This window comes from Caballeronia glebae (assembly GCF_001545035.1).
GTDB lineage: Bacteria > Pseudomonadota > Gammaproteobacteria > Burkholderiales > Burkholderiaceae > Caballeronia > Caballeronia glebae.
On record NZ_FCOJ02000069.1, the window covers coordinates 1 to 25,886 of the forward strand.

Genomic DNA, 25,886 nt, shown 5'->3' on the forward strand with positions numbered 1-25,886 from the left:
GGGCAAGTGATGGGCCTAATATCAACGCATCAGCGCACTTCCGCGATGACATGAACCGTCGGTACTTCAGCAACCTGCTAGACCTTTCAGTGCCACAAGTTGCTTTTCGAGTTCATCGGCGGATAGTCGATGCAACTCGCGTTCATCTTCACCGAGTGGGATGCCGTTTGGCATACGCTCACTTTCGACAATGTCCCGCAATGCGTTAATCGCGGTTCTCAACGCGAGGCTTGGACTGACCTTCATCGCCATGTCCCTCCTTGGGGGAAGTGCGGCGCGATACGTCTGTTCGGGATGTGTTACGCCGCTACTCGGTTCGCCGTGATCGCATTGTAGTCCTCGTGGCTGACGAGGCGCAGCGGTGCCAGTGATGGGGCATCAAAGAGAAGCCGGTACGATCGGCCAACTGGAACGGGTACCAGTTTGCCAGCCGACGACTTGATGAACTTGCCGTCGAGCGAGAATGGATGGACGCCGCTGCTCACCTTGGCGAGTAAGTCTCTTGCCTCTCGTTGAACAGCGGAGAGGTGCCGGACCATGGACAAGTCGATGGGATCGTCGACAGTAGACACTCGCTTGGCCGCGCGCTTTTCTTCGAGCGCGAGACGATTTTGGGCTTTCTGCTTTTCTGCTGCCGCGCACGAATGGCAGTACTTGCCCTTGCCACTGTGACCGCAATCGAATGTTCGCTTTATGGTGGATTCTTGAGTCGTTGATGACCCTATTGCACCACCGATCGACCGTTGGTCAAGTGTGGGTAGGCGACGCATTCTGAGGTCTTTCGCCCTGTGACATTGCATCGAGCTCCCGTGACAGCTCAAGGATTTGAGCGTCAGCGAGCCTGATGCGAGCGGTGAGCCGATGAATCTGGCTCATGGCAAGGGAGTATTGCCCAGAGAGCATCACGAGCGCGGAAAGCGGATCAAGTGTTGTGGCGAGACAATCGGCGCAGGTGACGATCCCGTTACGTTCGGCGAGTCGCAAATTTCGATGTGCGCAGTTGGCCTCGGCGTCGCCGCGCGTGCTACGAGCGACGGTTAGCCTCTTGAACGGAATGACCTTGGACATCGACGCCGTCATGCGCGGCGTGCGCTGGTCTCGATGACTTCGGTACCCACGTCTGCGATCACGTTCGCTGGGAAAAGTAGGCGTGAACTCGTATCGTCGCGGCAATAGTGGTGCTCAACGACATCGAGGTATTGCCGAAAAGAGGCAGTGCTACTCGGAGCCGCTGCAAAGTCCCGGTTTGCGAAGCGGAGGTCGGTTGGCTCGAACGCGTGCCGCTTGATCCACCGCGCATGATCAGCATTCGGTAGCCACCACCGATTCCAACGGACGGTGAAAGCGAGCCACCCTTGGCTGACGTATCGAGTTCGTCCCAGGTCGCCTGAAAGTCTAGGATCGCGCCGAGCGAGCCGAAGAACTCCGCGCGCAGGGCCGTTTCGTCAGCGGCGGCAACGACGATCTGTCTGCGTCGCTCGTCGACAGCGTCAATTGTGCTCGCCATCGCCAGTGCGGGGTAATTCACTTGCCAGTCGGCGTCACGCGCAACTGCACGCTCGAGACGCAAGGAGTTGGTCATGAGATAGCCCGACAGTTTTGAACGCGCTCAAAGTAACCCAAAAAGGTTGGTCGTCAAGTCTTCGGATGGCATCGCCGAGCGACGCGAGGTCGGCGGGCGGTATCCAGCGCGATGTCGTGCCGCCTCACTCAGCGTGAGTGTGACCTGATCGGCAGGCACCTTGTGGATGTGGGCGCGGGTCCCGAGGAGATTGGCCACTTTGCGGACGCTCGCGCAGAACTGCTCCGCGTGGTCGCCGCTCGGAAAGCGAAGGCCGATAGTCTTAACGGTGCCGGGTGCGGCGTCATCGCGCGAAAACACAGATCCGGTCCCGACCAGCGCGTCGATCCAACTGTCGGGGAAGCCCGCCGACGGTACTGAATCGGCACGCGCACCGCCAGGATCTTTCGTGAAGTCTTCAAAGCTGACAACGATAAGATTCATCTCGTATTCGTAAGGCGAGGTGGGGCCGCGCGAAATGGTCGCGCTGAGCCCATTGCTTGACTCGATCATAGAAGCCGTCGGAGTTTGCGGCGGCAAGCGCTTCCCATCAACATCGGGGCGCGCGAGGCGGCAATCGTCACGGACTTCGACAAGCGTCGGCTACGAGTCACGTGCGCGTCGTAAATCGTAACGACACCCATGATCGACACGATCGCGCCAAAGCCGCATGCCGCCAGCAGCGCTGCCAATCGCTTGTCGTTGAGTGCAAGTTCCGCGGCGCGGATTTGCTCTGCGCAGCTCAGTTCGCGCCCCTGCGCCGACAAGGCGGCGACGAGCGCCGTCTCGTCCTTGAAGCCGAATTTCGACAGTAACGAGGGACGCTCGGCCACCGGGACGTGATCGAGCGCGTCGGACAGCCCCTGAAGTCGTGCGGCAATGGTTGTATCGACGACGACTTGAACGGTCGACCGTTCGATGGTGAACTGGCGCGCAACAAGGCTAACCGCTGCGGTCAAGCCGATTGCGGATGCGCTAAGGAACGCGATGGTCGCGATGTGACTAACTTTCATAGCGTCTGTAACTGATCTCACGCGCGTGCGTGCACAGAGTCATTCTGTCCCTACGAGGAAAGCAGTACATCGCTTAAAGAGACGCAAATAGTTACCCCTTTCGGATGCGGACATCGGCCGTTGCACCGGCGGCCCCACGACCGGATGCAGTAGGGGAGACGGAAAGAGATACGTTTTCATGCCTCTTTCGCGCTCACTATCGACACCGCGCTGTAGATCGTGCTGTGTTCATAGCGCTGTGCCGCCATCACGAGCGCTGCTAGCGCAAGATGACCGTACCACGGTTTGTCGAGTACATGACGCAGCAGATAGTGAACGACGGGAGGCGGTACCCGTCCAAGTTCGGCGCCACTCTGCATATCACCTTCAGTCGCGGGTGCATGCTTGATCAGCCGTGGCAGGTCAGGCAGTGACTGAAACTGGTCAATTCGCATGTCGACTCGTGTTTCACGGCGGGAGTTCATCGTTCGCACCTCCCAGATGCTGAAGGAATTGCCAGTGTGGATCTGCCACGATATCCGGCACCGAGCGTGGTGCGATGGGGGAGCTCGGAAGGTCGAAGTTCGGCTTACGCGCGCGCAATGTACGATCAATGGTTGCATGCAGCGTGTTCTGAAGGTCCGCATGCTCAATGTCGCGGAAGTAGTGATCGTAGCGCTCAAGCGTCGCGCGTCCGCTACGCCAGTTCATGTACGTGATAAGGGCGTCAATGGCACGGTCGCGAGCGAGGCCAGCGGCAAACGTGCGGTAGATTTCTCGCATCGCTTGCGTGACATACCAATGCCGTGTTTGATGGACATTTGCGCTGATGTTGGCTCGGCGACACGCGGGGCGCGACGCGAGATCGCGGAAGGTGGCCGCGGTCAGCGCGGTATGGTGTGAGGTCAGGAAAAGTGGCCTGATGGACCACCGTGCAGGTGCGTCGTGGGTGAGGTAATCGGCCAGATTGCAGTGATCGGGATCGACAGCACAGCGGTCGTGATCCACATACCGGCGCAGCAGTTTGGCAGACGCTTCGCTGAAGCGCAGTGTCTTAACTCGCCGTTGACCGCTGCCTTTACTGAAAGCGCTAACCTCGCGGCGCAATCCATGGCTATGCCAGTCACCCAGAGTCAAGCCGCATACCTCGCTGATCCGCGCGCCGGTCTCGAACAGCAGACGCGTGACCAGCTGGTCGCGCAGGCCCCAACCGGCCGCACGGCCGGCATCGAGGATGCGGCGCGGGAATAGCGGATCTGAGAGAGCGCAACATCCCGGACTTGGACGGTTTCTGGCAGCACCTCGAAGGAACCTTCGGCGGTGAAGCTGGTGAGCGCGTCGCGTTCGAGCAGGCCGCGAAAGCCATCATCAACGGCTTTTGGCTCAAACCTGACACCGAGATCAAGCGCACCAGCAGCGCCGTCATCTTGGAAAAGCGCGTCACTTCACAATCTTCCTTTCACTCGAAGGGTCATCGAGAGGTGTACTACTCCTCTCAGCAGGCGGTAGTTTCAACCTTCGACGGCCTGGCGACCTTCGCAAAGAAGCACCAGTTCGGGGCGCTGGCGATGCAGCTACGCAACTTCAGCGTCCACCGGCTCACGTTTTCCACCCGCGAGAAATTGTCCTTCACCGGGCTGGAGATCGTGATGTTCAACGACAAATGGCAGTTTAAATTTGCTCACGACGTGGGCGACGCGTTGTCCCTCTTCATTAGTGAGTTCGGTGCGGAATACCTCGCCTCGCGCGACCGGTATTGACGCGTCCACCATCCCATCCTTTTGACCCGCTTCGGCGGGTCTTTTCTTTTCTAGAGGCAATTCATGCAGAGAAATCTGTTTTCGTTCGCGCCCGACTGGTATGAACCGTTACGGGCGATCCGAAGTTTGGGATCGCAGGCACCGTCGATCGCCCATCAGGGCGAACTCGCCGCGGCACGGCGGCTAAACCTCGGGCAGTTCTTCACGCCGGATGCGATCGCTGCATTCATGTGGAGCTTCGTGAGTGGTTGGCATATCGATCGGCGCATTCGTCTGTTCGACAATTCGGTGGGCTCGGGACGGCTACTGCAGTACGCGGACCCGGAACGTCATGCCGTGTATGGCGTCGATGTCCACGCTGATGTCATCCAGCAGTGCCAGAAGGTATTCGAGGACGCAGGTTTTCATTGCGAGTTCAGGCTGGCTGGAATGGAGGATATCCATCCGACGCGCTTCGATATCGCCTTGATCAATCCGCCGTTCTCGATCCATCTCGAATCGCCGAATCTGCAGCCCCTCGAATGTACGACTTGGGGCCGGTACGGTGCGCACACCAGCGCGTTGAGCCATGACTATTCAGTGCATCAGGCGCTGGAGGCGGCAAACGTCGTCGTCGCGCTCCTCCCGATCACGACTGCCGAGTCGATGGTCGCGGGCGAGCAGGGCGACAGGTTGAAGCGCCGTGCCGCAGGGCTGTTCGAGCTGCCGGCGGATGCCTTTAAGCTGGAAGGCCCGAACGTGCGCACGGCCGTGGTCGTGTTCGACCGCTACCGCGATCGTCCGTCGGACTTCGTGCGCGCGGTCGTCGAGGACCTCTCGAAGCCTGGGCCGGATCTCAGGCTGCACTTCGAAGAGCGGTCTTTCGGTGAGGCGCGGTTGCGACTGCAGAAGCTCGATGACAGCGTGCCGTTCATCACGCGCGCAGTCACGGGCGACAAGTCGGTCAAGGTGTCGCACGATGGCCGGCGCATTCGCTTGTCCTCCGCTTGCGGCTTCAACGAGGCGATGGTGCTCAACGCGGTTCTCGTGAAGCGCATCTACTCGCGTGACGGCCATCGGCTGCCGCGCGGCTTCCGTCACTCGGGCCAAGGGCGTGCTGGATATGGAAACGTATCTGGTGCAGGACGATCCGGTCGCGGCCTTCGATCAGTTGCTTGATCGAATCCGCAGCGTTGGTGGCGAGCCGCAACTCGCTCCTGGCTTCATGGAGCACTTCCGCAGACGTATGCGGCGCAGCGTGCGGCAGGCAATACCGCTGCGGCACGTGGCCTGGACCACCGGCGCCGGTTCGCGAGACGTGGTGAGCGGAACGGCGAAGGAGACTCACAAGGTCGATGCGACGCGATGGGCGAGCCCGCTGATCAAGGCCGGTGACGCTGTCGAGTTCGAACGAGTTGACGATGGGCGATATCGATACGCCCTGCACGGCGTGCCGTATCACCTCTCGGTCGACGAGCTCAATGCGCGCTTCGCGGTGGAGAACGTCAGCGAAGGCTGGGAAGTGGTGCACGAAGGATTGTGCGCGCGCTATCCGGAGCAAGCGGCGGCCCTGCGCTCGCGAGTGAAGGCGCTGGGCGTTGACCAGTGGCTCGACTGGAAGTTTCAGGTCGACGATCTGGTTGAAACGTTGCTCAAACCGACAGGATGCGTCGTCGCGTGGGAGCAGGGTTGCGGCAAGTCCCGTCTCGCCTTGGCGCTTATTCTCGTATCGGGCGTCAAGCACGGCCTCATCGTTGTCGAATCCCGCCTCATTGCCGAGATGCTTAACGAGATCGCGCAGTTGCCGATCGAAGCGGACCGGGTAAAGGTAATCGAATCCGCGGCGGATCTGAGCGATTTGCGGCGGTTCAATCTGATCGCGTATGAGCGGCTGCGGATGCCAGTCGATAGGTCGGCTTCGGCGCGCGTGACATATGCGCACCGGCTTCGTCGTCGTATCGGCCTGCTGGTGGCCGACGAAGGTGAACGTCTCGCTAACCCGACGAGCGACCAGAGCCGTGCGCTTTGGGAACTCTCCGCGCGGCGGCGCTTCGTGCTGACAGGCTCTCCGATTCCGAATTACCCAAGAGACGCGTTCGGTTTGATCGCGTTCTCGGGCGGTGATGGGACGGCGGCACAACCGTATGGCTACCGCGTTGGCTACCTGGAGCAAAACTGGATCAACTCGGTGGAGTACGCGATGCGCGGCGTCGATCGATTCAGGGATGACTTCGTGGTGTTGGAGTGGGTGACGTGGCAGTTCGCGGAGAGCCTGCAGGAAGGGGCAAAACGCGAAGTGCCGAAGATCGGTAACCTCCAACGGTACCGCGCGATGTTGGCTCCCCACGTCAAACGCCGCCTTGTTGCTGAGCCGGAAGTGTCGCGCTATATCCAGATCGAGCCGCCTGAATTCGAGGTGGATACGGTCGAATGGGATCGCGGCCATCTGGCAGCGTATCTGCGCGCGGCCGACGAGTTCGCTGATTGGTATCGCTCGTCACGCGATGACAAGAAGACGTGCAATCTGGAGACCATCCTCGCTCGTATCCGTGCCGTTCACTTCGCTGCCAATTATCCTCAGTTCGGAATTGACGGTGTCGAATACATCGGCGGGATGACAAGCAAGCAGCGTGCGATTGTTGCGCGCATGCGCGCGATCGCGGCGGAAGGCAAGCAAGCGATCGTGTTTGCCGAGAATCCCGGCGTGCTCGATCTTTTGGCGCGTGAGCTCGATGCGCATGGCGTGCAGACAGTCCCGTTTCACGGCGAGATTCCGATCAAGCGTCGCGTGGCCGATAAGGACAAGCGGTTCTTGGGCGGACTGGCAACCGGACTGATGGCCACCAAGGCATCAGGCCGCGCGGGCTACAACCTGCCGAACGCCGACTACATCCTCTTCTACGACCGCTCGTGGACGTGGCGCATCGAGTATCAGGCGATGCGGCGCGCGCTGCGCTGGAATCGGAAGGGCGTGTTGAAGGTAGTCTATTTTCATCTCCCAGGGAGCATCGACGAGTATCAGGAGCAGATGGTCGCGCACAAGCGCGACGCTACGCAGGCGGGACTGGACTGGGCGACGCCGGAGCTGGATGACGAGACCTTTTTGCACATGGACTCGTTACTGGATCGCTTCGTGGATGACCTCGCATCGCTGGCGGCCGAGACCTCGGTCGACATGGGCAAACTTTTGAAGGAGGCAGCTTAAAAATGCCTAAAGACTCGAATGTGTCGGTGTTGGTCGGAGAGGGCGTCGTCACGGTCAAACGTGAAGGCTCCAATCGCGCAGTGCTGGCGAAGGTCCTGGGCAAGGTGGAAGCCGATGGCGTTGAGGTGCTGTGCCTCGACCGCCTCGTTCATGAAAGCCACGAGCAACAGTTTGGCGAGTGGACATTGGCGGGTGCCGTCACGACTTTGCTGTCTCGATCGCTGTCGCCCATTACTGGCGCGACGGCTTAACTACAGCGGCATCCTCGGGTGCCGCTTTCCACATCCTTTAATCGCAACCCGGCTTTCGAGCCGGGTTTTTTTTCGCCCGAGCGCGAAATCTCACGACCGTTCGGCCACGTGTCGGCGTGTTTTCGCCATCGCGAGCGCGAGTGTTCGCTGCGCCGCATCATCGGGCCCTAGAAGCCAATACGCTCCGTTCGCGGTCTGGCGTCCCCCGGTTATGCGCCGACTGTCTTGGGCGCCGGCGTTCTGCCGGCGCACTTTTTCGCTCATGGCATTATGCGAACAGGCGCGATTTGGAGCGTCCACTACGCCACGACAATGCAATGAGTAATTCGTCAATACCCAGCACCCGATCGATCGCCTTTACCGTCCCAACCCATTTAGCCGAAGCACTTGCGCAGACCGTTGAAGACTTCCTCGCAAAGGCAGCGGGCGGAATGACCCCCGCGCAGCGAGCGGCCGAGATACGCGCTCAGGATCGCGACGCGAGCTTGGATTCGCTCGCCTATCTTCTTGAAGTGGCGGAGGGCAGTTCTGGGCAGGCGCGCGTCGCTGCTCAGTTCCTGGCAGGCCTCTACAACGGCGACGACTTCCCGTTCAGTCTCACGGACTTTCGACGGCTCGACGACGATCTGCTGGAGCACTGCATGCAAGTGCTGCGGCTGGACAGTCAGCACGCAACGGAAGTACATCGTTACTTTCCCGATGGGGATACCCGGTGGCAGGCGATGATCAGACGATGGGGGCTGGCTGACGAACCGGCGCACACGCCGCTGCCGCACGACGACCTGGTTCATTCGTGTCAGTACGACAACAAGCTGGACGCCCCCGGATATCGAGATGTAACCTTGTTCGTCAAAGTCGCGGTCGGTGCTGACGACGTTCGGACAGTCGGCCTCGCGCTCTCGGCGGCCGATTCAGAACGGCTAGCGGCGGACCTCGTGTCGGTTCATCGCCTTGCGTGGACGCGCGGCAAGCCGTTGGATGCAGACGACAATGAGCCGCGACCCGCCTGGCTTTGAAAGACGGTATGAAATCGCGAGCTTTGATTGGCTCTGCCCGCAAAGTAAGCCGCTATCTTTGCTCCATTACCCGCGTCATTGACGCATCGACCCCGCGCTGACTTCCGTCAGCCCACGTTGTTCAACCCTTTGGGAACCACTCCCAAAGGGGCAGGTTCCCTCTCCAGAGCCCTGCAATGCAACAACAACCTACTCTCGCCCTCAAGCATATCCAGGTCAGCATCAATCCCCGCAAGTATTTCGATGCGGCGGAGATGGAAGAGCTGACCGCGTCTGTGCGCGAAAAAGGCGTCATTCAGCCTGTTATCGTGCGAACGCTCGCTGACGGCGGCTTCAGCCTCGTCGCAGGCGGCCGCAGATATAAGGCGGCGCTTGCGGCGCATGGCGAGGACTATGAGATCCCCGTCGTCGTTCGAGACATCGATGAAGTCGAAGCGAAGCAACTCGCCATCATCGAGAACATTCAGCGAGCCGACATGTCGCCGGCCGAAGAAGCCATTGCCGCAGCCGAGCAGGTCGGGCTGTGCAAAGGCGATCGCGATGAAGTGGCGCGTATCTTCGGCTGGTCGCGTGCGACGCTGGATAAGCGTCTCGCGCTGATGAATTGCAGCACTCCCGTGCTCGAGGCGCTCAGTACGCGGCAGATCCTTCTCGGTCACGCCGAGCTGCTTGCTGCGCTTCCCAAAGAGACGCAGGACAAGCTGTTGCCGGTGATTATCAAGGAAGGCAAGCCGGTCGCGGAGGTCAAGAAAACCATCGAACAGGTCGCCTGTTCGTTGGGCGCAGCGATCTTCGACAAGGCCGACTGCGCCGGATGCCCGCACAACTCGTCCACGCAGGGCGAGATGTTCGGCGAGTCCCTTGGCACCGGAAACTGTACGAACCGCACCTGCTACAACGAGAAGACCGAAAAGATGCTCGATGCAACGGCCGCTGGCCTGCGCGACGAATATCCGGTCGTGAAGATCGTGCGTGCTGGCGACAATCACACGCGCGTGCAACTCTCGGTTGACGGCCCGAAAGGCGTTGGCGAAGAGCAGGCGAAGGCGTGTCACGCGTGCCAGAGCTACGGCGCGGCGGTGAGCGGTCTGCCTGACTCGATCGGCAAGGTCTATCGTGGCCAATGTTTCGACACCGTCTGCAACATGAAGAAGGTGGCGGCGCAACTGCAAGCCGTGAAAGCCGCGACGCAGCCGAAAGCTGAGGCGAAGGCAGGCGCGAAAGCGCAGCCTGCGGCAGCAAAGGGTGCCGCCGCCGCGCCGGCGACGACGAGTAATCCGCCGGCAACGGTGGTTTCCGAGTCGGACAAGATCAAACAGTATCGCGTGGCGTTGTGGCGCAAAGCCCTGCGCCGTGAAGTCGGCGCGGATCCTGGGCTTGCCCAGCGATACCTTGTTGCGATCGCCTTGTCCGACCAGATGCGCTGCGTCGATCAAAAGACGCTGGCTGGCATCTGGGAGAAGCTTACTGAGGAGCAGGTCGCATCCGGCGACGTGTCGAAAGCTGTTGCGTCTACGGCGGCCGCTGACGACGCCAAGCTCGCACATGCCGTCACCGGTGTGACGGTGGCTGCGATCCAGGGGCTCGACGTCCAGCACCTCACGCGTCTGTGCAAGCACCATCGCCTCGACCTCGCGAAGCACTGGAAGCTCTGCAAGGAGTTTCTGGAACTGATCACGAAGTCGGAAATGATGGTGGTTGCTGACGAACTCGGTATTCGCGCCGCGCTCGGCGACAACTTCAAGAAAGTCTTCGGCAAGTCCAAGTCCGAGGTGATCGACGCGCTTCTCGCCGTCGATGGCTTCGACTACACGGGCAAGGTTCCGAAGGTGCTCAAGTTTTAAACGCGCCGCTCGCAAGAGGGCGCATCGATAGCAGTTCCCAACTTTTTTGACCGCCTTCGGGCGGTCTTTTTTCTTTGCCGGAGTCTTCCATGTTTGTAGCTATTGAACCGCTTCTGCGTCACTGCTCGAAGCTCACGCTGTCGTTGCAGATGAAGGGTGATGACATGGTCGTCTGCGTCATGCCGCAAGGCACGGCGAAAGACGCCGCCATGCTCCAGCCGCTCGCGCTCACCGCAAGCGCGGCCGAGCTCGACGCGGGCTTCGTCGATGCGCTCGCGGCCTATACCGGCGCGCACGCATCGCTCGCCGAGCAAGTCGCTGCAACCACTGCCATTCTCGAAGCCGCCAAGACGACGCAAGTCTTGAAGGCGACCAAGACGCTGGCGAAGGGCAGCAAGCCCGCCTTGCCGGCGCCCGGCAGATCGAGCACAGCCTCGGACAGCGATGAGGATGACGACAGCGAGAACGCGAGCGACAGCGACAGCGACAACGACAACGCCGAAGAGCGGAGCACCGCTTCGAAGGAGTCGCCGACGTCGTCTGCATCGGCGGAGCCGGCCAAGACCGGGACCAACCTCGCATCGCTTTTCGACTAAGGAGCAGACATGGCTATCTCAGTTGCGAAGCTCACGCGCGAGTTCGTCTACAACGGTGTGACGTTCCCCGATCCGGGTCCGACCTTCTCGCCCGACGATGTTCGCGATCTCTACTCCGCGCAGTACCCAGAGCTGACGACCGCGGCCATCGACGGACCGACGACGGAAGCTGAAGTCATGCGCTTCACGTTCGTGCGTGCCGCAGGTGCCAAGGGTGCAGCTCATCGCGCAACGCAGCCCTGCAGCGCCCATGCGTAAGCGCGACCTTCTCAAAGCCTTGTCCGACCCGGACCTGGCTCTTTCCCATCAGAAACCGCCCGGAAGGGCGGTTTTTTTTCATGACAAGGAGATCGAGCAATGTTCTTCGATCCTCGACCGTCTGGTGCAGAAGTCGCTGTCTCGGGAGAGCCTTGGCAACCGCGACGCGCTGCCGCTGCCGGACGTCGACCTGCCCATGATTTTCTGAGCCTGACGGCCATCGGTTCGGACGTTCAAACGCGCGCAGTGATGCGTTGGAACGCCGAAAAGGATGTTGCCGGTCTCATCTCCGCTCAGTTCAACTCGGGCGTGCTGAGGCCGCGCGATGTACCGGAGTTCAAGGGCGCGGGTGATGCGCTTGCCCACGGCTTTTTCGCGTGGGCCAAGCGTCAGATGCCGCGCCTTGACTGCATCGGCTTCGACTTCGTGCTGTGTGACCTCGCTGCCGTGCAAGAGGTTGTCCAGTACCAGGAGGACAGCAGCGACTTCAATCCGACCTCTCCCGTGTATCTCGGCATTGAGATCACGGAGGAAAACATCTTCGAGATCGGCCGGCGTGTCGCGGAGCTTCGGGATGTTCATCCGCGGCTAGTGTCGACGGCGATGGTGCTCATCAACCGTGCAGCGGGTCGCACGATCTGGGTCAGAACGCCCGATGAGTTCCTGGGCGAATTCGCCTCGTGGTTCTGGGATGGCGACTCACAAGCGACCGACGAGGAAGCGCGCGAGACGCTGACTGACCGATTCGGAGAGGACGAAGCAGAGATCGAGCATTACCTCCCTTCCGTTGTGCGTCCGCAGCTCTGTCCTGACGATATGGACGTGTATCGGTGGCATGCGAAGAGTCGGCGCTATCTGCCTCAACGGGCGCTTGGTGTCGCGGCGCTTAGGCGGCTTCAACGCTTCACGTCGGGTCGCACGCGTCGCATTTGCGCCGAGCTTGAAAAGTTGTCGCTGATGGTGCAGCGGGTCGGAAATCGCAGCCTCTTCGGTTGCGATTATCGGCCCCGTTGCGCGTATGCAGCGGCCACGCTCACGGTGCAGAACGACCAGCGCGTCGGCGAAGTGCTCGACTCGCACTACGAGTATCTCGCGAGCGCCGGCGACGGCACGACCTACCTCGGCTTCACGCCGATTGCCTTCATACCTGATGCCATCCGCCAGCAGTACGCGAACTGGTCGCAGGGCTTATCCATTCTTGGCCAACTGGACCGCGTCATCGCGGGTCTCGCGGCATAACTAGGAGCTTTGTATGAAAGGACTTGATATCGGCTCGGACCGCGTCGAGGAACTCGCCGCGACCAGTGCCATTTTACTTTACAGCCGTCAGGACCGAAGCGCTGTCTACGGCACCGTTCATCCGGTAACGCAAGACAAGGGCGGGAGGGCGACGATTGGCGCAGGACGGCCGATCGACCGTATGGCGCTGTTCGATTGCCTGCGTGAGCTTGCTGATAACGCCGGGCCGAAGGCGGAATTCCTGCCTGAAACGGTACTCGCGGTGTCGCAAGACGCGGTGATGTGGTGGTGCAGACCGGCAATGCGAAGAGTCTTCTTCGACTGTCCGGAGATCGGGCGGCGCAGTGCGGTCGTCCCGCACCCTGGGTTGGTGTTTCGTGCAGCTTCGAACGGGTTCTCCGTGTTCGCGCTGCAGGAAGCCAGCCGGCCAACGCCTGATTCGATGCTGCACGAACCGCCTTACTTTAACACTTGGGATTGGGGAAAGATCTGCATCGGGTCGGCAACTGTGCCTAAGCGGATTGATATCGGGTCGATCGCCGGATGGGAGAGCGGGTTCTTTGAATCCGCCTTCACGCACCCCAATCACGGCAACCAACGTGTTTCGCATCCCAAGGGGGAGTTCGCGTTCTGGAATGACATGCTCGACGGCAAGTATGGCGAGCAGTTCCCGAGAGATGCGCTCGTTTCCATGGACATAACCCTCGCTGAGCTGATCGCTGGCAGAAAAGGAGATCTGAAATGAATGCTGGTGCTTTGAATCCTGCCGATGCCGCGCTTCAGCGCTCCTTCCCGACTGTGATGGTGCCCCGGCGTGAGCCGGTCGCGCCCATGCAGTCGACAGGCGAGCGACTGATCATCGGTGAGAACGGTGTCTTTCTTGAAATCGATCTGCCGTGGCTTTCGGTCGTTCGCCGCATTGCGCACTACACCGTCCCGACCGCCATCCCATACGGGAAAGTGGCCGAATCGACGGAGTTGCGTTGTGGCGCCGTGCCGCCCGAGTTGATCGGCGAATTCGTCACGATGGCGCGCGCCGCGCATCCGCTGGAAACGGGTGCGTGGATCGTCTGGAACGCCGAGACGAAGCAGTTTCGTCTGGCGCCTGTGAGGGTGCTCTCGCAAGGCACCGGCTCGCTGAAGTACGAGCGGCCGGATCTTTCGGCGGACGAGCTGCGCGTGATTGACTGTCATTCGCACGGTGCTCACCCGGCCTTCTTCTCGTCGACAGACGACGATGACGACCGGCATGAGACGAAGTTCGCCTTCGTCGTTGGGAACTGCGCATCATCGGTTCCTACCATGGCGATGCGGCTGTGTGCGAAGGGCATCTTCGAAGACGTCGAGCGCTTGCCGAGCAGTTGGTACGCGGCGGCCAAGCTGAAGGAGGCGGCATGACGAGCGCTATCCGTCATCAGCTTCCTTCCCAGATGCTCGAGCGAAGCTGGAATGTCGTCGTGGTGGGAGCGGGGGGCACCGGCAGTGCGGTGCTCCCGAGCTTGGCGCGCCTGCATCACGCGATGCTGGAGCTCGGCCACCCGGGCGGCATTGACTGCACGGTGTTCGATGATGACACGGTCAGCCCGACCAACGTCGGCCGGCAGGGCTTTTATCCGAACGACGTGGGCGAGTACAAAGCTTCGCTCATCGTCAATCGGCTCAATGCGCTGATGGGTACCAACTGGCGGGCGCAAACCCGCCGCTTCGGTGCAGGCGATCCGCTCTATAACGTCGATCTCGTGATCGGCTGCGTGGACACGCGTGCCGCACGGCGCGCGATTGTGAGCGCGGCGCAAACCAGCGGGGTTTATTACCTCGACTGTAGCAACGACACAGATCGCGGCCAGGTCGTGATCGGTCAAGTCTGCAACAAGAGCTATACGAAGAGAAACCCGGAGCGGCTGCCGCATGTCGGCGAGTTGTTTCCGGAGTTGATCGACGTGAAGCTCGATGCGAAAGACGAGACGCCGTCCTGTTCGATGGCTGAGGCGCTGCGCAAGCAATCGCTGGTCATCAATCAGGCCATCGCGGTTCAAGCGTTCAACCTGCTCTGGACCATGTTTCGAACCGGTGCAGTCCCGTTCTCGGGCGTGTTCGTCAACCTCGCAACGGGGCGGACGAACCCGATTACGCTGGACCCGGCCGCCTGGGCGCGCTTTGGCTATACGGTGCCGACGTCACCCGAAAAGAAGGCCGGCAAAAGTCGAAAGACTAAAACCGGCTAACTAGACCAATTCCGACTCTCGCCAGAGAGTCGGTTCTCCAACCGTGCCGGAAGGCCTTTTCAATAGGAGCTCGAATGCTTCAAACAGCTTTAACGTTGGTCCTGTCGCTGCTGAAAGCGGTGACGTATTTCGTCAAACAATGGAAACCCGCCGCTGTCGGTTTGCTGGTGGGCCTCGGCGTACGTTGGATTCCGCAGTCGTCGCGGGCCGGCGAGTGGCTTTATGGGAAGTTCTCGCAAATTGAAAATCAAGCTTCGGAGCATCTGGGCTACTTGATGTTTGCGATTCTTGCTGCTTTCTTCGCGTCGCTAGCGTATCAGCGATTTGCGAAAAGCGAGGACGACCGAGCTCGCTGGTTCGTCAGCGCGTGCGCAACGTAGTCACGAAATACCTCATGCCGGCTATCGCAAGTGCAGGCGCTGCCATGTTCGGTGCGAGCGTTGCATTCGGTGAGCGCGGCGTCGTTTTGCCGTCTCGTACATCGTCTGGCTTGGCGTCATCGTCTGGTGTCTGCAGGTGATGGCTGACTACGCCGCAATGCCTCGCAGCTCGTAACTTTCTCTCGCCCCCGCATGGGGGCGTCTTCTCTGAATCCCTGGCGGGCACGCAGCCCCGTCAGGGCTGCTCCGCTATCAACTGGAGCAAAACATGAGTTCATCAATTCTCACCGGCAAGCGCGCATCGGTATTTCAGAAGGCCGACGGCGAGTGGATCTACGCGTTATTCGAACGTGGTTATGAGTCGAACGTCTATCCGCATCAGGACCACTGGTCAGCGGTCGCGCTCGGCAACTATGCCGATGTCATGCGAAGGCTTTTTTCGCATGCGTCGAGTTGTGAAGGCGGCATGCTGCGGAGCAAGGCTGGATCAATCAAGCCAGAAAACTTCATCACCTCCTGGCAGCGTGAGCTTGCCAAGCCGTTCACGCTGCCGGACCGGCGCATCGAGCTTTCGTGCTCGACATCCTCGTACTCGGCCGTCCCACAATCGCAGCTGGCGGAAGTGCGCTTGTCGCTGATTCGGGGTGGTTTCGAGGCACAAGCGGATGCACTGGCGGCGGGCAATCTCAGCGTCTCGCTGCACGCGGACATCGAGCTCCTGCTTTCCATCTTCGGGAATCGGGGCCCGCTGAGCGTGTGGCGGATACTCAAGGAGTACGACACCGGAACCGTGCAAATTGACGTTCCCTTGCCGCCGGCGTCAAAGACAGCGATGGAGCGGATGCCCGAAGTCAGGTGCCATGCGATCGATCGCGATAATCGGTTGATTGCGATCGGTTCGGCTCCTTGGCGGCATGCAGGCTGGCAGTACAACGCCGTTGGCTCGTTCATCACGGAGGTCGCCTATCCGATCGAGATGGAAGCGCCGGGCTTTGCAAAGCGGGCGATTCCGGCGTTTCGTGATGTCGTGCGCAGCGCTTCTGCCGTTCCGTCGGCGGCTCGAATCACCGTGACGCCATCGCCAGAAGGCGAGGACGCATGGCGAGTTCGAAAGGCCGATGAGATGGCCCGGGCGCTCGGTATTGTCGGCGATGGTCGCGCGGCGCCCGATGTTTTCAGCTTTGAGTTTGGTGACTTGCTGCAACGCGAAGATAAGGATCAGCTGCTATACGGGCTGGGCGGTCTGAGCGATGCGCAGGCACAGTGGGAGATTCCGGCGGTGCGCGACTGCGCGGCGCCAGATCCTGCGTTCTTTGCGGCAGATCTTCAGTTATCGCTCTGCCTCGCCTAAGTTTTCGACGAGCGCCACGCACCCGAAATTCCGGGACGTGGCGCTTCTTTTATGGCCCCAGCGCCAGTGGCGCCACATGGTGAAGGAGAGTCAAAAGGACAGTCGGCGGGTGGCTTTTGCTGCAGTAAGCATCCATGTCGACCGCCATGCCTTCGGCCACGACGTCTTCTTCTGGAAGCGAGCTGTGGGCGATGATCGGGACCAGACGCATGTGCGCGATCTGGCGCATCGTGCGCGTGAGGTCAAAGCCGTTCTGGATCGGCATCTCGATATCGAGAACGACGACGTGAGGAATCCAGACACTGATAAGCCTAAGGCTCGTGGTCGAGTCAGCGGTCCGCGCTTCGAATTCTTCAGTCTCCAGCACGGCCTGCATGGCATCCGCTACATCGCCATCATCGTCCACGATCAGAACGCAGACGGGCGGGGTTACCGGCGCGAAAGCGCGGGTGGTCCATAGCGAGGGTGTCGATGGCGCGGCGCTCACGATGCGATCCTCGGACGATTATTAGGTGGTGTCCGAAAGGTGAGCGCAACGCCCGTTCCTAGCTATTCCCGGCGTCCGCGGCGCGTAATTCTTCCAGCGCGAGCTCCGCCTCGTAGGTGGCGCAGGCCCGAGCCGATTGCCGGAACAGTTTCATCCGGTGTTCGGCCGGGTCCGGAACGGTGATCGACCAGATCCAGCCGCCTTCTTCGTGCTGCACGGAAATGATTTCGGAGGGTTCGTCCATGCGCCGCGCTTCCCGCCGTTATTGGGTGCCGTGGAGTGTATCGGAGCGATCTGCGGCGCCCAGAAAACGCATTGCGGTGCGCGCGAGAAAGCGAAAGCTTGGTGCGGTCGCAGGACTATTTGTGGCCCCGTTTCCAAAAAAAAATGTATGGTCAGCCTGATTTCTGCAACCTCGATCTGTGACCTAAGATAAAAGGGCTTGCGCAAATGTATCCGGGCTCGAAATGGGCGCGGATCAGAGCGCCCGGCCCTCGATGAGAAGCCGCACCCAACTGTCCTCAAAAGGCCCTCAGTCTGCAGGACTGGATTTTATTTCAGGGTTTCAGTTGGGCCGTGAGCCGTTTATCTTCATCACGGGTCAGTGGTCGCAAAAGCAGGCGGGAAAGCTGTTCAGGCGATAGCCGGTTGCGCCCGGTACTCGCCACCCTTGGCCAGAATCGCCCAAGCGATTCTGGCCATTTTGTTGGCAAGTGCGCAGGCGACGACATTGCTGTGACGGCGGCGCAGCAGGGCTTGCAGCCAGCGACCGAGCGCATCCGTTCGCTGCTCGGCAAATCGCATCACCGCACGTGCGCCTTGGACGAGCAGGCTGCGCAACTGCTTGTTGCCGCGCTTGGAGATCCCCAGGAGGGCCGCTCGGCCTCCGGTCGAATGCTGGCGCGGCACTAGTCCCAAGGAAGCAGCGAAGTCACGACTACATTTGAACGCACGCGCGTCGCCGGCCATTGCCAACAAGCTGCTGGCGGTGATAGGACCGATTCCCGGAATTGTGAGGAGGCGCTGGCCGGCTTCATCTTCGAGCGTCTGCTGCTTGATTTGCGTCTCAAGCTCGACGATTTCCTGACTCAACCTTGCGTAGCGCTGATGCAAGCGCAGCAACAAGGTCACCATCGTGGGCGGCAATGCGTGCCTGGACTCATCCAGAAGCACCGGCAAGCGCGTGATGGCCAGCGCGCCGATTGGCAGATCGATGCCGAATTCGAGCAGAAAAGCGTGAATCTGATTGCTGGTTGCCGTGCGTTCGCCGACAAGCGATTCGCGCACCCGATGTAACGCGAGCCACGTCTGCTGCTCGGCTGTCTTGACTACGACAAAGCGCATAGCGGGGCGAGAGGCGGCTTCGCAAATTGCTTCTGCGTCGGCGAAGTCGGTCTTGTTGCCCTTAACGAACGGCCTGACGAAATGCGGCGCAATCAAGCGAACCTGATGTCCATACAACTGAAATTTGCGCGCCAGCCAATGCGCGCCAGCGCAAGCTTCCATCGCTAAAACGGCGACGGGACAGGTGGCCAGGCGTGCGTAGAGCTGCTTGCGCGTCATCTTCTTGCGCCAGATCTGCGTGCCGCGTGCGTCCTGCGCATGCACGAAAAAGCAATGCTTGCCCAGATCAATACCGATGAGCGTCGCGTTCGTCATGATGGCCTCCGAAAAAGGAAATGGCCCGATCAGCGTAAGCCGATCGGGCCATTTCGGTCAGGCTGACCATCTCATTAGGCCCCTTCGGAGCGTTCCAAAGAGGCCTTTGGTACCACACCTAACTCACTCAAGAAAATCATATCGGACTGCGCGGTCCAACAAAGGCCAAATGAGAACGAATTTGGGTGGGCTCTTCGGCCGAAGGTATATGTTGCCGATCGTTAGATTGAGGCTTATCTCAGGTTTGTCGACGGCCCTCGGATAGAAGACGAACTTTTAGCGCCGCTCCAGAAATCGAGTCGGCGCTCTTTTTCGCGGCCGCGATCTTGATCGTCGCGTATGTAGTCGCTCGGTGCGAAGGCGATGAATGTTGAGAAGGCATAGTGAAATCGCGAGCTTTCGTGCCTTCGTCGCCTGGTTAGCCTCGTAGACTAGCCTCATTCCCCGCGCATCTGCGCATCGACCTAACCCTCCAGCGTGCTAGAGGTCCGTCTTCTCTCCAGCCGTCCATGTCGGCAATCTTCTGGCGACCCTTGTTGGTCGCCTTTTTTCGTCCCCTTGGGAGCCGATCCCAACGGGAGACGGCTCCCTTTTCTTGAGGAGCTGTCTATGTCTCGCACTCTCGCACCTGTCGTCAAGGTTTCCAGCAAGAACGGTTTCATGACGAATCAGCGTGTGGTCGGTCAGGACGTCGAGGCCAGTCCGCCGCAGCTTTACGCCGGTCGAATTCGTTCAGTGTGGAGCGACGGCACGGCAATGGTGGACTGGGACTATTCGCTCAATCCCCAAGCCGAAGGGCATCTGGTGACAAGCGGTCGTGTCAGACTCCATCACCTCGGCCATGCCGCCTCTTAGTTCTTCGTAATTGACGCGTCCAGTTCGCTGGACGCCGTTTTCTTCCCGATTCTTTCCGATCAGGGCAACCAACCCTGACGGGCATGGTTGCCCCATTTTCGTTGAGGCAACCATGTTCAAAATCATCTCCGGCCTGATCCTCGTGTGCATGCTGTCTGCATGCGCCAGCGCCGACTTCGGTTCGCCGAATACCTACCTGCGCTACGACGTTCAACGCATCGGCCAGTTCGAGCAGGCAACCATCCTGCGCGTGCGTCCGATTACGATTGAAAGCAATTCCGGCTCATCGGGCATTGCCTCGATCGTCAGTGCAGCAGCGGGCGCCTTCCTCGGCTCGCAAGTCATCGGCAATGGTAGCGGCCGCTATGTCGCCGGCGCGCTTTCCGGCTCGGTTTCCGGGCTGGTGGCTCAGCGCGTTAGTGCCGCTATGTCGCGTCACAGTGTCGAAGTCTTCCTTCGCCGCGCCAACGGCGAGACCGTGGTCGTCACGCAGGTCGACGATCAGCAGTTCGTCGCTGGCCAGCAGGTTTTTCTCGTTTCGAACGGCACTCGTTACCGGCTCACCCACTAACAGGCGGCACGGCTGAAGCCTGCGCTCGACGCTTATAAGGCGCGATTCCTCTAACCGGGCATCGTGACACGCATCTCTTAATTGCGCGGTGAAAACCGCGCCAACCCTTGCGGGGCAGGCCCCGCAAGGGACCTGCCTCGTCTGCAATGTGAGGCAATCATGAAGTTTCCCCGAGTGTTCTACGCGGATCGCAGCAGCGCCAATTCCGGCGCAAAAGAGGCTCTGCAAAGACACGCGACGCGCGTTCTGCGTCGCGTTGCGCAGGACTTGCGTCTTCCCGCCCACGCGCACGAAATCGTCACTGATACTCGCCGCGGCAGTTCCGCGGTGCGCGTGTCGTTGCGTACGGAGACGTTGTTCGTCGATGTTCTCGAGCGTCGCTGCGGTTCGGGCGTCGCGCTGAGCTTCAGAACGCGGCGCGGTCGCTCCGATGTGACAGGCGGCGGCGAGAATCACGTCGCGCTTGCTCAACTCGAAACCCCCGGGGGCTATCGAGCGATGCTCGACGGCTTACGTTTGGCTGGTGGTATCGACCTGAAGTGCGGAGGTCGTCGATGAAACTGGCGAAGGTGAAAATCGAGTACAGCTCCGGCACCACGATCGTGGACCGGGTCACCCTCGATCCAGCAACGGGCGAAGTTCATCTGGCACCGCGCGTACTGCGGCTGCTCAGCAAGATGGAGGAGTCGGAGTGCTCGCCGTCGTTCAGCCTCCAGTACAAAGGCGACGTCTTGCCGGTGAAAATGGTAGATGACGGCAGGTATAGGGTGTCGATCCCTCCCGAACCGGGCCCGGGCTTACAACAAGTGCTTCACGCAGTTGCGACGCCGACAAAAGACCAGCGGCACCAAAATGGGCGCTGCCTCCACACCCTATCAGCGGCATCGATTGGAGGTGCAGTCGGCTACGCTCATTCTGCGTCGGCGTGGGATTCGTTGACGATCGCAAGTACGAGCGCACTCGCTGCCCTCGGAGTAGTATTGCGGTATGCAGGCCACTACGTAATGAAAGGAGATTGACGTGGGCGCAACAATTTTCACATTGGTATTCGGCTTGTCCATTGCAGCCTTCTTCATGTGGAGCGCCAACAATGGTCGCAAAGCCGATCGCGAACGCGATTGGGGTAAATGATTCGACACAGCGCAAGCTGAGTCACACAAGCTAAGCCGCACCTCTAGGGGTGCGGTTTTTTTTGTCCATCGTTTTGCGCGCCTACGGGCGCGTTTTGCATTTTCAGGAGCCCCACCATGCATCAACCGATCACTGCCGCACTGCCGATGAGCATCGGCGCTGCCGGCGCAGTCGATATCAGAGCTATCGCTCGGCTGGACACCAAAGGCAAGTCGCTGAGTCAGGTGTTCTTGGAACTGAGTCGTGTTTTGTGCAAGACCGAGCTCAAGCCGGAGTGGCTGTGTCCCGCCAACATGCTCGACGACGCCAATGAAGCGGTCTACGGCGCTCGCCACTGTAGACCGTGGCCGGAGCCGTTTTCGCACGACCGGATTTCCGTGTCCGTATGCACGGGCAATTCGGAAGGGTGGATCATCCACGTTGACTGGATTAGCCGCCGACCGCTCGCAGACTCGCTCGAGCGGACGTACGCGGTGATGCCGTTGCTGCGTGCGAAGGTTTTCTCAAGCGACCACGCGTGGTCACTCGCGCGTGTCATCGCGCGATTGCTGGACGCCGCGTAAAGCGGTTCTCACGCTCGTCGCGCCACTAGGCGCAACCCACCCTTGCCGGGCGTCGACCCGTCGGGGATCGATTGCCCGGCTTTTCTTTTGGACGATCGATCATGTACGAGCTTTCTTTCGCTGGGTTCTCGCAGTCTTTCCGCACGTTGCTCGAAGTGCTGAGATTCCTTCGCGGCAACGCCCCTATCGCCGACCTAGATCCGGCCGACATCTCCCTTGCCTTCTTCGGCCATCCCGTTTCGGTCACCCGGTTCAACGGTAGATTGACCGTGCGCATGCCCGGCACCGCGTCGAGCATCTTCCTGTCGCTCATCGATGAAATCGACGCGGCCTACTTCAGACCGTCGTTCGCCGTGCTCGAGCCATGGCAGATTCGGCGCGAGCATTGGCAATTGCTCTATCTGGCTTTCGATCTCGCACGCAAGCCGCTATATCTATTCTCGTCGGATCAGGTGGCGCAAGCCCACGAAGAGGCGGCTAAGTGCGGCCATCGTGGATTGGATCTCTTCGAGTTGCTGCAGGACGAGTCCGAACGTCGGTTCGGTTTCCGCTACGCAGGGCCGATGCTGGGCAACCGGCAGAGCAACGGTCGGCACGAGGTTCACGTCGCCTATGCGCTCCTTGCGGGCAAGCCTATTCCGCGAGCAGTCGTCGACGACTACGCTTCGTGGTCGGAGTTCGACTCGGACTTGCAATGGGCCAAGCCGCTTGTGACGGTGCCGGAGTTACGCGGTGCATTGTCGCTTGCGAAGCTCGTACCGCTGGTTACAGTGATGCGTTATTCGAAGCAGGCGATCACCTCCTGCAACGCCGCGCTGCTCGCGATGCTGATGGGTCTCGTGCCCAAGGAGCCAACGTTGGTCGAAGTCGACGATCTGCTGTACGCCAAGGGTATCCTCGAGGCGCATCCCTTGCCTGCGGCTTACCTGAAGCCCGTCGATGTTGGCTTGCCGACATGTCAGTTCGCGGAAGTGTTACGGCGCACGCTTGCCGATAGCCTTCGTGACAACTGGCTAGCCGAACTCGAAGCGGCGCGGAGGGCCGGCAGCATAAGTGCGCGCAGCTTCGAACTCGGCGGGCAGCTCGCCATTCTCGATCACGGCAGGCATACCCACACGTTCGCCAACGAGTTCGCGAAAGCGGTCCGGACGGCCGACATGTCCTATCTGCTTCGCATTCTGGACCGCCCGGACGATGCAAACCGTGCGAGCAAGCAAGCGGTGCGCGAGATGTTCGGCATCAAGCTGATCGGCGTGCCCGCCGCGGCTCGGCGCCGGGGCATCTTCGAACTGGACGGCATGGACGCCGCACAGCAGGCGGAGTGGGAGTCGCTGTCGGTCTCTCAGCGGGAGGCGAGGCGCGTCGCTCGCGAGGTGTCACGCGCTCGCGAAGCCGCCGAAATGTCGCGCATCCGTATGGACGATGGCGCAGTCTTGACCGGTGCAGAGTGGGTGGATCGCACAATCGCCGAGGGCTTCTCGCAGATCGTGAGCGTGCGGCAGGGAGCGAGCGTGCGTTATGCGCTCGCTGATCCGATCCGGCACCTGCAGGTATCGCTTCGCGCGAACGACGGCACGCTCGCTTATGCGCGCGTGTCGCTCGAACGGCGCGCAAGCTGATTTATCTTTCAACCAACCCGGCACACGTGCCGGGTTTTTTCGGCTATCTCAACGACACGGCGGCGCAAAAGGCGCTATGAAATAGTGACCTTTCCGCGGATTGCCGCACCGCCAGACCCCTACACTGCATCTATCACCCGCGTCACCGACGCATCGACCCAGCCGGCTACGAGCCGGCTTCTTCATATCTTGCCCCTAAGGGACCGCGTCCCTACGGGCGTAGTCTTTATGGGGCTTCTCTTTGGAAGCCATCATGAAAGTCACGCCCGCTCAGCTCACCGAACTCCTCTCGCTGTATGTGCCGAAGCGCCTGCCGGTGCTCATCACTGGCCGCCCCGGCATCGGCAAGAGCGATATCGTCGAACAGACCGCGCACGCGACTGATCACGAACTGCTCATCAGCCACCCGGTCGTCGAAGATCCGACCGACTCGAAAGGCTTGCCGTTTCCTTCGCCCGATGGCACGACCGCCAAGTTCCTGCCGTTCGGAGACCTGGAACGCGCCATGACGGCCAGACGCCCGCTCATCTGGTTTCTGGACGATCTCGGGCAGGCCTCGCCCGCCGTGCAAGCCGCGAAGATGCAGTTGCTGCTCGCGCGGCGCGTCGGCGAACACGTCCTGCCGCCGCAGGTCACCTTCCTCGCGGCCACCAACCGCCGCACCGATAACGCCGGTGTCTCCGGGATTCTCGATCCGGTGATATCGCGTTTCGCCACGGTGGTCGAGCTGGAACCGACCATCGACGACTGGACGCAGTGGGCCGTGCGCGAAAACATCCCGCCCGCGCTCATCGCGTTCCTGCGCTTCCGCCCGGATTTGCTGTCCGTGCAGAAGACATCGCGCGACATCGAGAACGCGCCGAGTCCGCGTAGCTGGGGGTTCGTGGCAAAAACCATGGATGTAGTCCCCAAGCACCTGGAGCACATCTCCTACGCCGGATCGGTGGGAGAGGGTGCCGCGACGGAACTGGTCGCGTTCCTCCAGATCTTCCGCGAGCTGCCCCAGCCGGACGCGATTCTCCTCGCGCCCGACACGGCAATGATCCCGGCCAAGCCTTCCGCGTTGTACGCGATCGCGGCGGCGCTGGCGGCACGCGCGAACGAGAACAACTTTGATCGCATCGTGCGCTACACCGAGCGTCTGATCGGCGAAGGGCATCGCGAGTTTGCGGCGCTGCTGGTGCGCGATGCAGTTCAGCGCTCACCGCAGATCCAGAACTCGTATGCGTTCATCGCAGCGCAAGGCGGTGAGATCGGCAAGATCATCCGCGGCGAGTAAGAGCTTCGACTACGCGCTTCGACTATGCGCTTCGATGTCTCTCAGCTTTCTAACCCGCATCACCTGTCGGCCCTGTCGCGTCCTCGGACGCACAGGGCCTTTTTCTTGGGTTCATCCATTCCATTTCTCTACGAGGTCTTTTCATGGACATCACTTCCATTCAATCGAAGGTCATGCTCTGCTCCGTCACGATTTCCACCTGGGTTGCCCGCCGTTTCGACGGCAAGGTGACGCAGGAAGTGGAGAGCAAGCACCACGCGAAGGGCATCGGCAGATTCAATAAACGCCTCTTGCCCGAGCACGCGCCGAGCTTCGCCGAAGTCGTGACGCTCGCCGGCCGCATCCGCTCGTACTTCTACGACCACACGCTGAAGTACGACCAGCTGGGCGTGCGTCTGCTGCCGACGATGGTCTACATCGATTTCGCCGAAAAGATGCGCGCGTTGAAAGACGAGTTTGACTTGGCGGTTTTCGTGTTCCTGACCGACTACCTGAACCTGAAGGAGGCGGCTCGCGAAGAACTGAACGGACTGTTCAATGAGGCGGACTATCCGACCCTCGCTGAGCTGTCCACGAAGTTCGGCGTGAAGATGGCCGTTCTGCCGTTTCCGGACGCCAGCCAGTTTGGCGTCGAGCTGCCGGCGAACGTACTGACGACGCTCAGGAGCGAACTCGACCAGCACGTTCTGGCGTCGATTGCCACGGCGAACGACGACCTGGTGCGGCGCCTGTACGAAGCCGTGTCGCAGATGGCCAACCGCCTGTATTCGACCGGCAACGTCCGACTGGATGTCGCGAACAACGTGCGGGAACTCTGCGTGTTGCTGCCGAAGCTCAACTTCGCGAACGACCCGCAGCTTACGCACATCCTTGAGCAAGCCAGAACGCATCTGGCCGTGCATACGGGCGCGGAGTTGAAGGATTCGCGCGTGCTTCGTTCTCAGGTGGCCAGCAAGGCACAGGAGATTGAAGGGCTGATGGCCGCCTTCATGGGCATGCAGCCGGAGCCGATAGAAGTCGAATCGGCGCACGCGAGCCAACTGCGCCTCGCCGCGTAAGGGGGCG

33 protein-coding genes are annotated in these 25,886 nt (G+C 60.6%); 22 read left to right on the forward strand and 11 right to left on the reverse strand.

Annotated features, from left to right (window positions below):
• Positions 1 to 66 precede the first annotated feature (66 nt).
• The 8 genes from AWB82_RS31220 to AWB82_RS31250 form a co-directional block, all read right to left on the reverse strand.
• Complete coding sequence (locus tag AWB82_RS31220) at positions 67 to 252, reverse strand: hypothetical protein (RefSeq protein ID WP_235023508.1); 186 nt, start codon at positions 250 to 252, stop codon at positions 67 to 69.
• Between the two features lie 47 nt (positions 253 to 299).
• Complete coding sequence (locus tag AWB82_RS31225) at positions 300 to 770, reverse strand: DUF7682 family zinc-binding protein (RefSeq protein ID WP_235023509.1); 471 nt, start codon at positions 768 to 770, stop codon at positions 300 to 302.
• Positions 748 to 1,068, reverse strand: coding sequence for a hypothetical protein (locus AWB82_RS31230; protein ID WP_086973200.1), 321 nt, complete (start codon positions 1,066 to 1,068; stop codon positions 748 to 750). The genes AWB82_RS31225 and AWB82_RS31230 overlap by 23 nt, the downstream gene beginning before the upstream one ends.
• Before the next feature lie 58 nt (positions 1,069 to 1,126).
• Positions 1,127 to 1,582: a hypothetical protein gene (locus AWB82_RS31235; RefSeq protein ID WP_235023510.1), complete on the reverse strand. Its 456-nt coding sequence runs from the start codon at positions 1,580 to 1,582 to the stop codon at positions 1,127 to 1,129.
• Between the two features lie 27 nt (positions 1,583 to 1,609).
• Positions 1,610 to 2,074 carry a hypothetical protein gene (locus AWB82_RS31240; protein ID WP_086973166.1) on the reverse strand — a complete coding sequence of 155 codons (465 nt, stop codon included), beginning with the start codon at positions 2,072 to 2,074 and terminating at the stop codon, positions 1,610 to 1,612.
• Positions 2,071 to 2,520, reverse strand: coding sequence for a hypothetical protein (locus AWB82_RS31245; protein ID WP_143756935.1), 450 nt, complete (start codon positions 2,518 to 2,520; stop codon positions 2,071 to 2,073). The genes AWB82_RS31240 and AWB82_RS31245 overlap by 4 nt, the downstream gene beginning before the upstream one ends.
• Positions 2,521 to 2,750: 230 nt before the next feature.
• A complete protein-coding gene (locus AWB82_RS37415) occupies positions 2,751 to 3,008 on the reverse strand; it encodes a hypothetical protein (protein WP_143756936.1) in 258 nt (85 codons plus the stop codon).
• Positions 3,009 to 3,021: 13 nt separating this feature from the next.
• Positions 3,022 to 3,789, reverse strand: a complete 768-nt coding sequence (locus AWB82_RS31250; RefSeq protein WP_086973168.1) for a tyrosine-type recombinase/integrase — start codon at positions 3,787 to 3,789, stop codon at positions 3,022 to 3,024.
• Positions 3,790 to 3,833: 44 nt separating this feature from the next.
• Here AWB82_RS31250 and AWB82_RS31255 point away from each other — a divergent pair, with 44 nt between their 5' ends.
• From AWB82_RS31255 to AWB82_RS31315, 14 genes are all read left to right on the forward strand, one after another.
• Positions 3,834 to 4,313 carry a hypothetical protein gene (locus AWB82_RS31255; RefSeq protein ID WP_200818237.1) on the forward strand — a complete coding sequence of 160 codons (480 nt, stop codon included), beginning with the start codon at positions 3,834 to 3,836 and terminating at the stop codon, positions 4,311 to 4,313.
• A 63-nt stretch (positions 4,314 to 4,376) separates the two neighbouring features.
• A complete protein-coding gene (locus AWB82_RS39045; protein ID WP_327345803.1) occupies positions 4,377 to 5,471 on the forward strand; it encodes a class I SAM-dependent methyltransferase in 1,095 nt (364 codons plus the stop codon).
• Positions 5,416 to 7,497: an SNF2-related protein gene (locus AWB82_RS31260; protein WP_327345805.1), complete on the forward strand. Its 2,082-nt coding sequence runs from the start codon at positions 5,416 to 5,418 to the stop codon at positions 7,495 to 7,497. The genes AWB82_RS39045 and AWB82_RS31260 overlap by 56 nt, the downstream gene beginning before the upstream one ends.
• 2 nt (positions 7,498 to 7,499) lie before the next feature.
• On the forward strand, positions 7,500 to 7,748 hold the full coding sequence (locus AWB82_RS31265) for a hypothetical protein (protein WP_086973169.1): 249 nt from the start codon (positions 7,500 to 7,502) through the stop codon (positions 7,746 to 7,748).
• A gap of 317 nt (positions 7,749 to 8,065) precedes the next feature.
• A complete protein-coding gene (locus tag AWB82_RS31270) occupies positions 8,066 to 8,764 on the forward strand; it encodes a DUF7673 family protein (RefSeq protein WP_086973170.1) in 699 nt (232 codons plus the stop codon).
• 176 nt (positions 8,765 to 8,940) lie between these two features.
• Positions 8,941 to 10,608 (forward strand): PRTRC system ParB family protein, encoded by a 1,668-nt coding sequence (locus tag AWB82_RS31275; protein ID WP_086973171.1) that lies wholly within the window; start codon positions 8,941 to 8,943, stop codon positions 10,606 to 10,608.
• An 89-nt stretch (positions 10,609 to 10,697) separates the two neighbouring features.
• Entirely contained in the window at positions 10,698 to 11,204 is a 507-nt protein-coding gene (locus AWB82_RS31280) for a PRTRC system protein E (protein ID WP_086973172.1), read from the forward strand.
• 9 nt (positions 11,205 to 11,213) lie between these two features.
• A complete protein-coding gene (locus tag AWB82_RS31285; protein WP_086973173.1) occupies positions 11,214 to 11,462 on the forward strand; it encodes a PRTRC system protein C in 249 nt (82 codons plus the stop codon).
• Between the two features lie 99 nt (positions 11,463 to 11,561).
• On the forward strand, positions 11,562 to 12,701 hold the full coding sequence (locus AWB82_RS31290; protein ID WP_086973174.1) for a PRTRC system protein F: 1,140 nt from the start codon (positions 11,562 to 11,564) through the stop codon (positions 12,699 to 12,701).
• A gap of 13 nt (positions 12,702 to 12,714) precedes the next feature.
• Positions 12,715 to 13,446, forward strand: coding sequence for a PRTRC system protein B (locus AWB82_RS31295; protein ID WP_086973175.1), 732 nt, complete (start codon positions 12,715 to 12,717; stop codon positions 13,444 to 13,446).
• Positions 13,443 to 14,099, forward strand: coding sequence for a PRTRC system protein A (locus AWB82_RS31300; protein WP_086973176.1), 657 nt, complete (start codon positions 13,443 to 13,445; stop codon positions 14,097 to 14,099). The genes AWB82_RS31295 and AWB82_RS31300 overlap by 4 nt, the downstream gene beginning before the upstream one ends.
• Positions 14,096 to 14,926, forward strand: a complete 831-nt coding sequence (locus AWB82_RS31305) for a PRTRC system ThiF family protein (RefSeq protein WP_086973177.1) — start codon at positions 14,096 to 14,098, stop codon at positions 14,924 to 14,926. Before AWB82_RS31300 ends, AWB82_RS31305 begins: the two co-directional genes overlap by 4 nt.
• A 74-nt stretch (positions 14,927 to 15,000) precedes the next feature.
• Positions 15,001 to 15,306, forward strand: coding sequence for a hypothetical protein (locus tag AWB82_RS31310; RefSeq protein WP_143756937.1), 306 nt, complete (start codon positions 15,001 to 15,003; stop codon positions 15,304 to 15,306).
• 268 nt (positions 15,307 to 15,574) lie between these two features.
• Positions 15,575 to 16,657 (forward strand): hypothetical protein, encoded by a 1,083-nt coding sequence (locus tag AWB82_RS31315; protein WP_086973179.1) that lies wholly within the window; start codon positions 15,575 to 15,577, stop codon positions 16,655 to 16,657.
• A 49-nt stretch (positions 16,658 to 16,706) separates the two neighbouring features.
• Here the strand turns inward: AWB82_RS31315 and AWB82_RS31320 are convergent, their stop codons facing one another.
• From AWB82_RS31320 to AWB82_RS31330, 3 genes are all read right to left on the reverse strand, one after another.
• A complete protein-coding gene (locus AWB82_RS31320; protein WP_143756938.1) occupies positions 16,707 to 17,144 on the reverse strand; it encodes a response regulator in 438 nt (145 codons plus the stop codon).
• 58 nt (positions 17,145 to 17,202) lie between these two features.
• Positions 17,203 to 17,388 carry a hypothetical protein gene (locus AWB82_RS31325; RefSeq protein ID WP_086973181.1) on the reverse strand — a complete coding sequence of 62 codons (186 nt, stop codon included), beginning with the start codon at positions 17,386 to 17,388 and terminating at the stop codon, positions 17,203 to 17,205.
• A 389-nt stretch (positions 17,389 to 17,777) separates the two neighbouring features.
• Entirely contained in the window at positions 17,778 to 18,803 is a 1,026-nt protein-coding gene (locus tag AWB82_RS31330) for an IS110 family RNA-guided transposase (RefSeq protein ID WP_086973182.1), read from the reverse strand.
• 609 nt (positions 18,804 to 19,412) lie between these two features.
• Here AWB82_RS31330 and AWB82_RS31335 point away from each other — a divergent pair.
• The 8 genes from AWB82_RS31335 to AWB82_RS31370 all read left to right on the forward strand — a co-directional run bounded on the left by AWB82_RS31335 (position 19,413) and on the right by AWB82_RS31370 (position 25,879).
• The gene (locus AWB82_RS31335) at positions 19,413 to 19,658 is read left to right on the forward strand and encodes a hypothetical protein (RefSeq protein ID WP_086973183.1); all 246 of its coding nucleotides are present in this window, start codon (positions 19,413 to 19,415) and stop codon (positions 19,656 to 19,658) included.
• A 112-nt stretch (positions 19,659 to 19,770) separates the two neighbouring features.
• Entirely contained in the window at positions 19,771 to 20,229 is a 459-nt protein-coding gene (locus tag AWB82_RS31340) for an outer membrane lipoprotein (protein WP_086973184.1), read from the forward strand.
• A 174-nt stretch (positions 20,230 to 20,403) separates the two neighbouring features.
• Positions 20,404 to 20,787 (forward strand): hypothetical protein, encoded by a 384-nt coding sequence (locus AWB82_RS31345; protein ID WP_086973185.1) that lies wholly within the window; start codon positions 20,404 to 20,406, stop codon positions 20,785 to 20,787.
• Positions 20,784 to 21,248 (forward strand): hypothetical protein, encoded by a 465-nt coding sequence (locus AWB82_RS31350; RefSeq protein ID WP_086973186.1) that lies wholly within the window; start codon positions 20,784 to 20,786, stop codon positions 21,246 to 21,248. Before AWB82_RS31345 ends, AWB82_RS31350 begins: the two co-directional genes overlap by 4 nt.
• A gap of 228 nt (positions 21,249 to 21,476) precedes the next feature.
• On the forward strand, positions 21,477 to 21,923 hold the full coding sequence (locus AWB82_RS31355) for a hypothetical protein (RefSeq protein ID WP_086973187.1): 447 nt from the start codon (positions 21,477 to 21,479) through the stop codon (positions 21,921 to 21,923).
• 101 nt (positions 21,924 to 22,024) lie between these two features.
• Entirely contained in the window at positions 22,025 to 23,542 is a 1,518-nt protein-coding gene (locus AWB82_RS31360) for a hypothetical protein (RefSeq protein WP_086973188.1), read from the forward strand.
• A gap of 253 nt (positions 23,543 to 23,795) precedes the next feature.
• Positions 23,796 to 24,821, forward strand: coding sequence for a P-loop NTPase family protein (locus AWB82_RS31365; protein ID WP_086973189.1), 1,026 nt, complete (start codon positions 23,796 to 23,798; stop codon positions 24,819 to 24,821).
• Positions 24,822 to 24,964: 143 nt separating this feature from the next.
• Positions 24,965 to 25,879, forward strand: coding sequence for a hypothetical protein (locus tag AWB82_RS31370; protein ID WP_086973190.1), 915 nt, complete (start codon positions 24,965 to 24,967; stop codon positions 25,877 to 25,879).
• Positions 25,880 to 25,886: the final 7 nt, after the last annotated feature.

Coding starts and splice junctions, on each gene's coding strand:
- AWB82_RS31220 (WP_235023508.1), bottom strand. CDS start 252: ATGGCGATGAAGGTCAGTCCAAGCCTCGCGTTGAGAACCGCGATTAAC.
- AWB82_RS31225 (WP_235023509.1), bottom strand. CDS start 770: ATGCGTCGCCTACCCACACTTGACCAACGGTCGATCGGTGGTGCAATA.
- AWB82_RS31230 (WP_086973200.1), bottom strand. CDS start 1,068: ATGTCCAAGGTCATTCCGTTCAAGAGGCTAACCGTCGCTCGTAGCACG.
- AWB82_RS31235 (WP_235023510.1), bottom strand. CDS start 1,582: ATGACCAACTCCTTGCGTCTCGAGCGTGCAGTTGCGCGTGACGCCGAC.
- AWB82_RS31240 (WP_086973166.1), bottom strand. CDS start 2,074: ATGATCGAGTCAAGCAATGGGCTCAGCGCGACCATTTCGCGCGGCCCC.
- AWB82_RS37415 (WP_143756936.1), bottom strand. CDS start 3,008: ATGCGAATTGACCAGTTTCAGTCACTGCCTGACCTGCCACGGCTGATC.
- AWB82_RS39045 (WP_327345803.1), top strand. CDS start 4,377: ATGCAGAGAAATCTGTTTTCGTTCGCGCCCGACTGGTATGAACCGTTA.
- AWB82_RS31260 (WP_327345805.1), top strand. CDS start 5,416: ATGGAAACGTATCTGGTGCAGGACGATCCGGTCGCGGCCTTCGATCAG.
- AWB82_RS31265 (WP_086973169.1), top strand. CDS start 7,500: ATGCCTAAAGACTCGAATGTGTCGGTGTTGGTCGGAGAGGGCGTCGTC.
- AWB82_RS31270 (WP_086973170.1), top strand. CDS start 8,066: ATGAGTAATTCGTCAATACCCAGCACCCGATCGATCGCCTTTACCGTC.
- AWB82_RS31275 (WP_086973171.1), top strand. CDS start 8,941: ATGCAACAACAACCTACTCTCGCCCTCAAGCATATCCAGGTCAGCATC.
- AWB82_RS31280 (WP_086973172.1), top strand. CDS start 10,698: ATGTTTGTAGCTATTGAACCGCTTCTGCGTCACTGCTCGAAGCTCACG.
- AWB82_RS31285 (WP_086973173.1), top strand. CDS start 11,214: ATGGCTATCTCAGTTGCGAAGCTCACGCGCGAGTTCGTCTACAACGGT.
- AWB82_RS31290 (WP_086973174.1), top strand. CDS start 11,562: ATGTTCTTCGATCCTCGACCGTCTGGTGCAGAAGTCGCTGTCTCGGGA.
- AWB82_RS31295 (WP_086973175.1), top strand. CDS start 12,715: ATGAAAGGACTTGATATCGGCTCGGACCGCGTCGAGGAACTCGCCGCG.
- AWB82_RS31300 (WP_086973176.1), top strand. CDS start 13,443: ATGAATGCTGGTGCTTTGAATCCTGCCGATGCCGCGCTTCAGCGCTCC.
- AWB82_RS31305 (WP_086973177.1), top strand. CDS start 14,096: ATGACGAGCGCTATCCGTCATCAGCTTCCTTCCCAGATGCTCGAGCGA.
- AWB82_RS31310 (WP_143756937.1), top strand. CDS start 15,001: ATGCTTCAAACAGCTTTAACGTTGGTCCTGTCGCTGCTGAAAGCGGTG.
- AWB82_RS31315 (WP_086973179.1), top strand. CDS start 15,575: ATGAGTTCATCAATTCTCACCGGCAAGCGCGCATCGGTATTTCAGAAG.
- AWB82_RS31325 (WP_086973181.1), bottom strand. CDS start 17,388: ATGGACGAACCCTCCGAAATCATTTCCGTGCAGCACGAAGAAGGCGGC.
- AWB82_RS31330 (WP_086973182.1), bottom strand. CDS start 18,803: ATGACGAACGCGACGCTCATCGGTATTGATCTGGGCAAGCATTGCTTT.
- AWB82_RS31335 (WP_086973183.1), top strand. CDS start 19,413: ATGTCTCGCACTCTCGCACCTGTCGTCAAGGTTTCCAGCAAGAACGGT.
- AWB82_RS31340 (WP_086973184.1), top strand. CDS start 19,771: ATGTTCAAAATCATCTCCGGCCTGATCCTCGTGTGCATGCTGTCTGCA.
- AWB82_RS31350 (WP_086973186.1), top strand. CDS start 20,784: ATGAAACTGGCGAAGGTGAAAATCGAGTACAGCTCCGGCACCACGATC.
- AWB82_RS31355 (WP_086973187.1), top strand. CDS start 21,477: ATGCATCAACCGATCACTGCCGCACTGCCGATGAGCATCGGCGCTGCC.
- AWB82_RS31360 (WP_086973188.1), top strand. CDS start 22,025: ATGTACGAGCTTTCTTTCGCTGGGTTCTCGCAGTCTTTCCGCACGTTG.
- AWB82_RS31365 (WP_086973189.1), top strand. CDS start 23,796: ATGAAAGTCACGCCCGCTCAGCTCACCGAACTCCTCTCGCTGTATGTG.
- AWB82_RS31370 (WP_086973190.1), top strand. CDS start 24,965: ATGGACATCACTTCCATTCAATCGAAGGTCATGCTCTGCTCCGTCACG.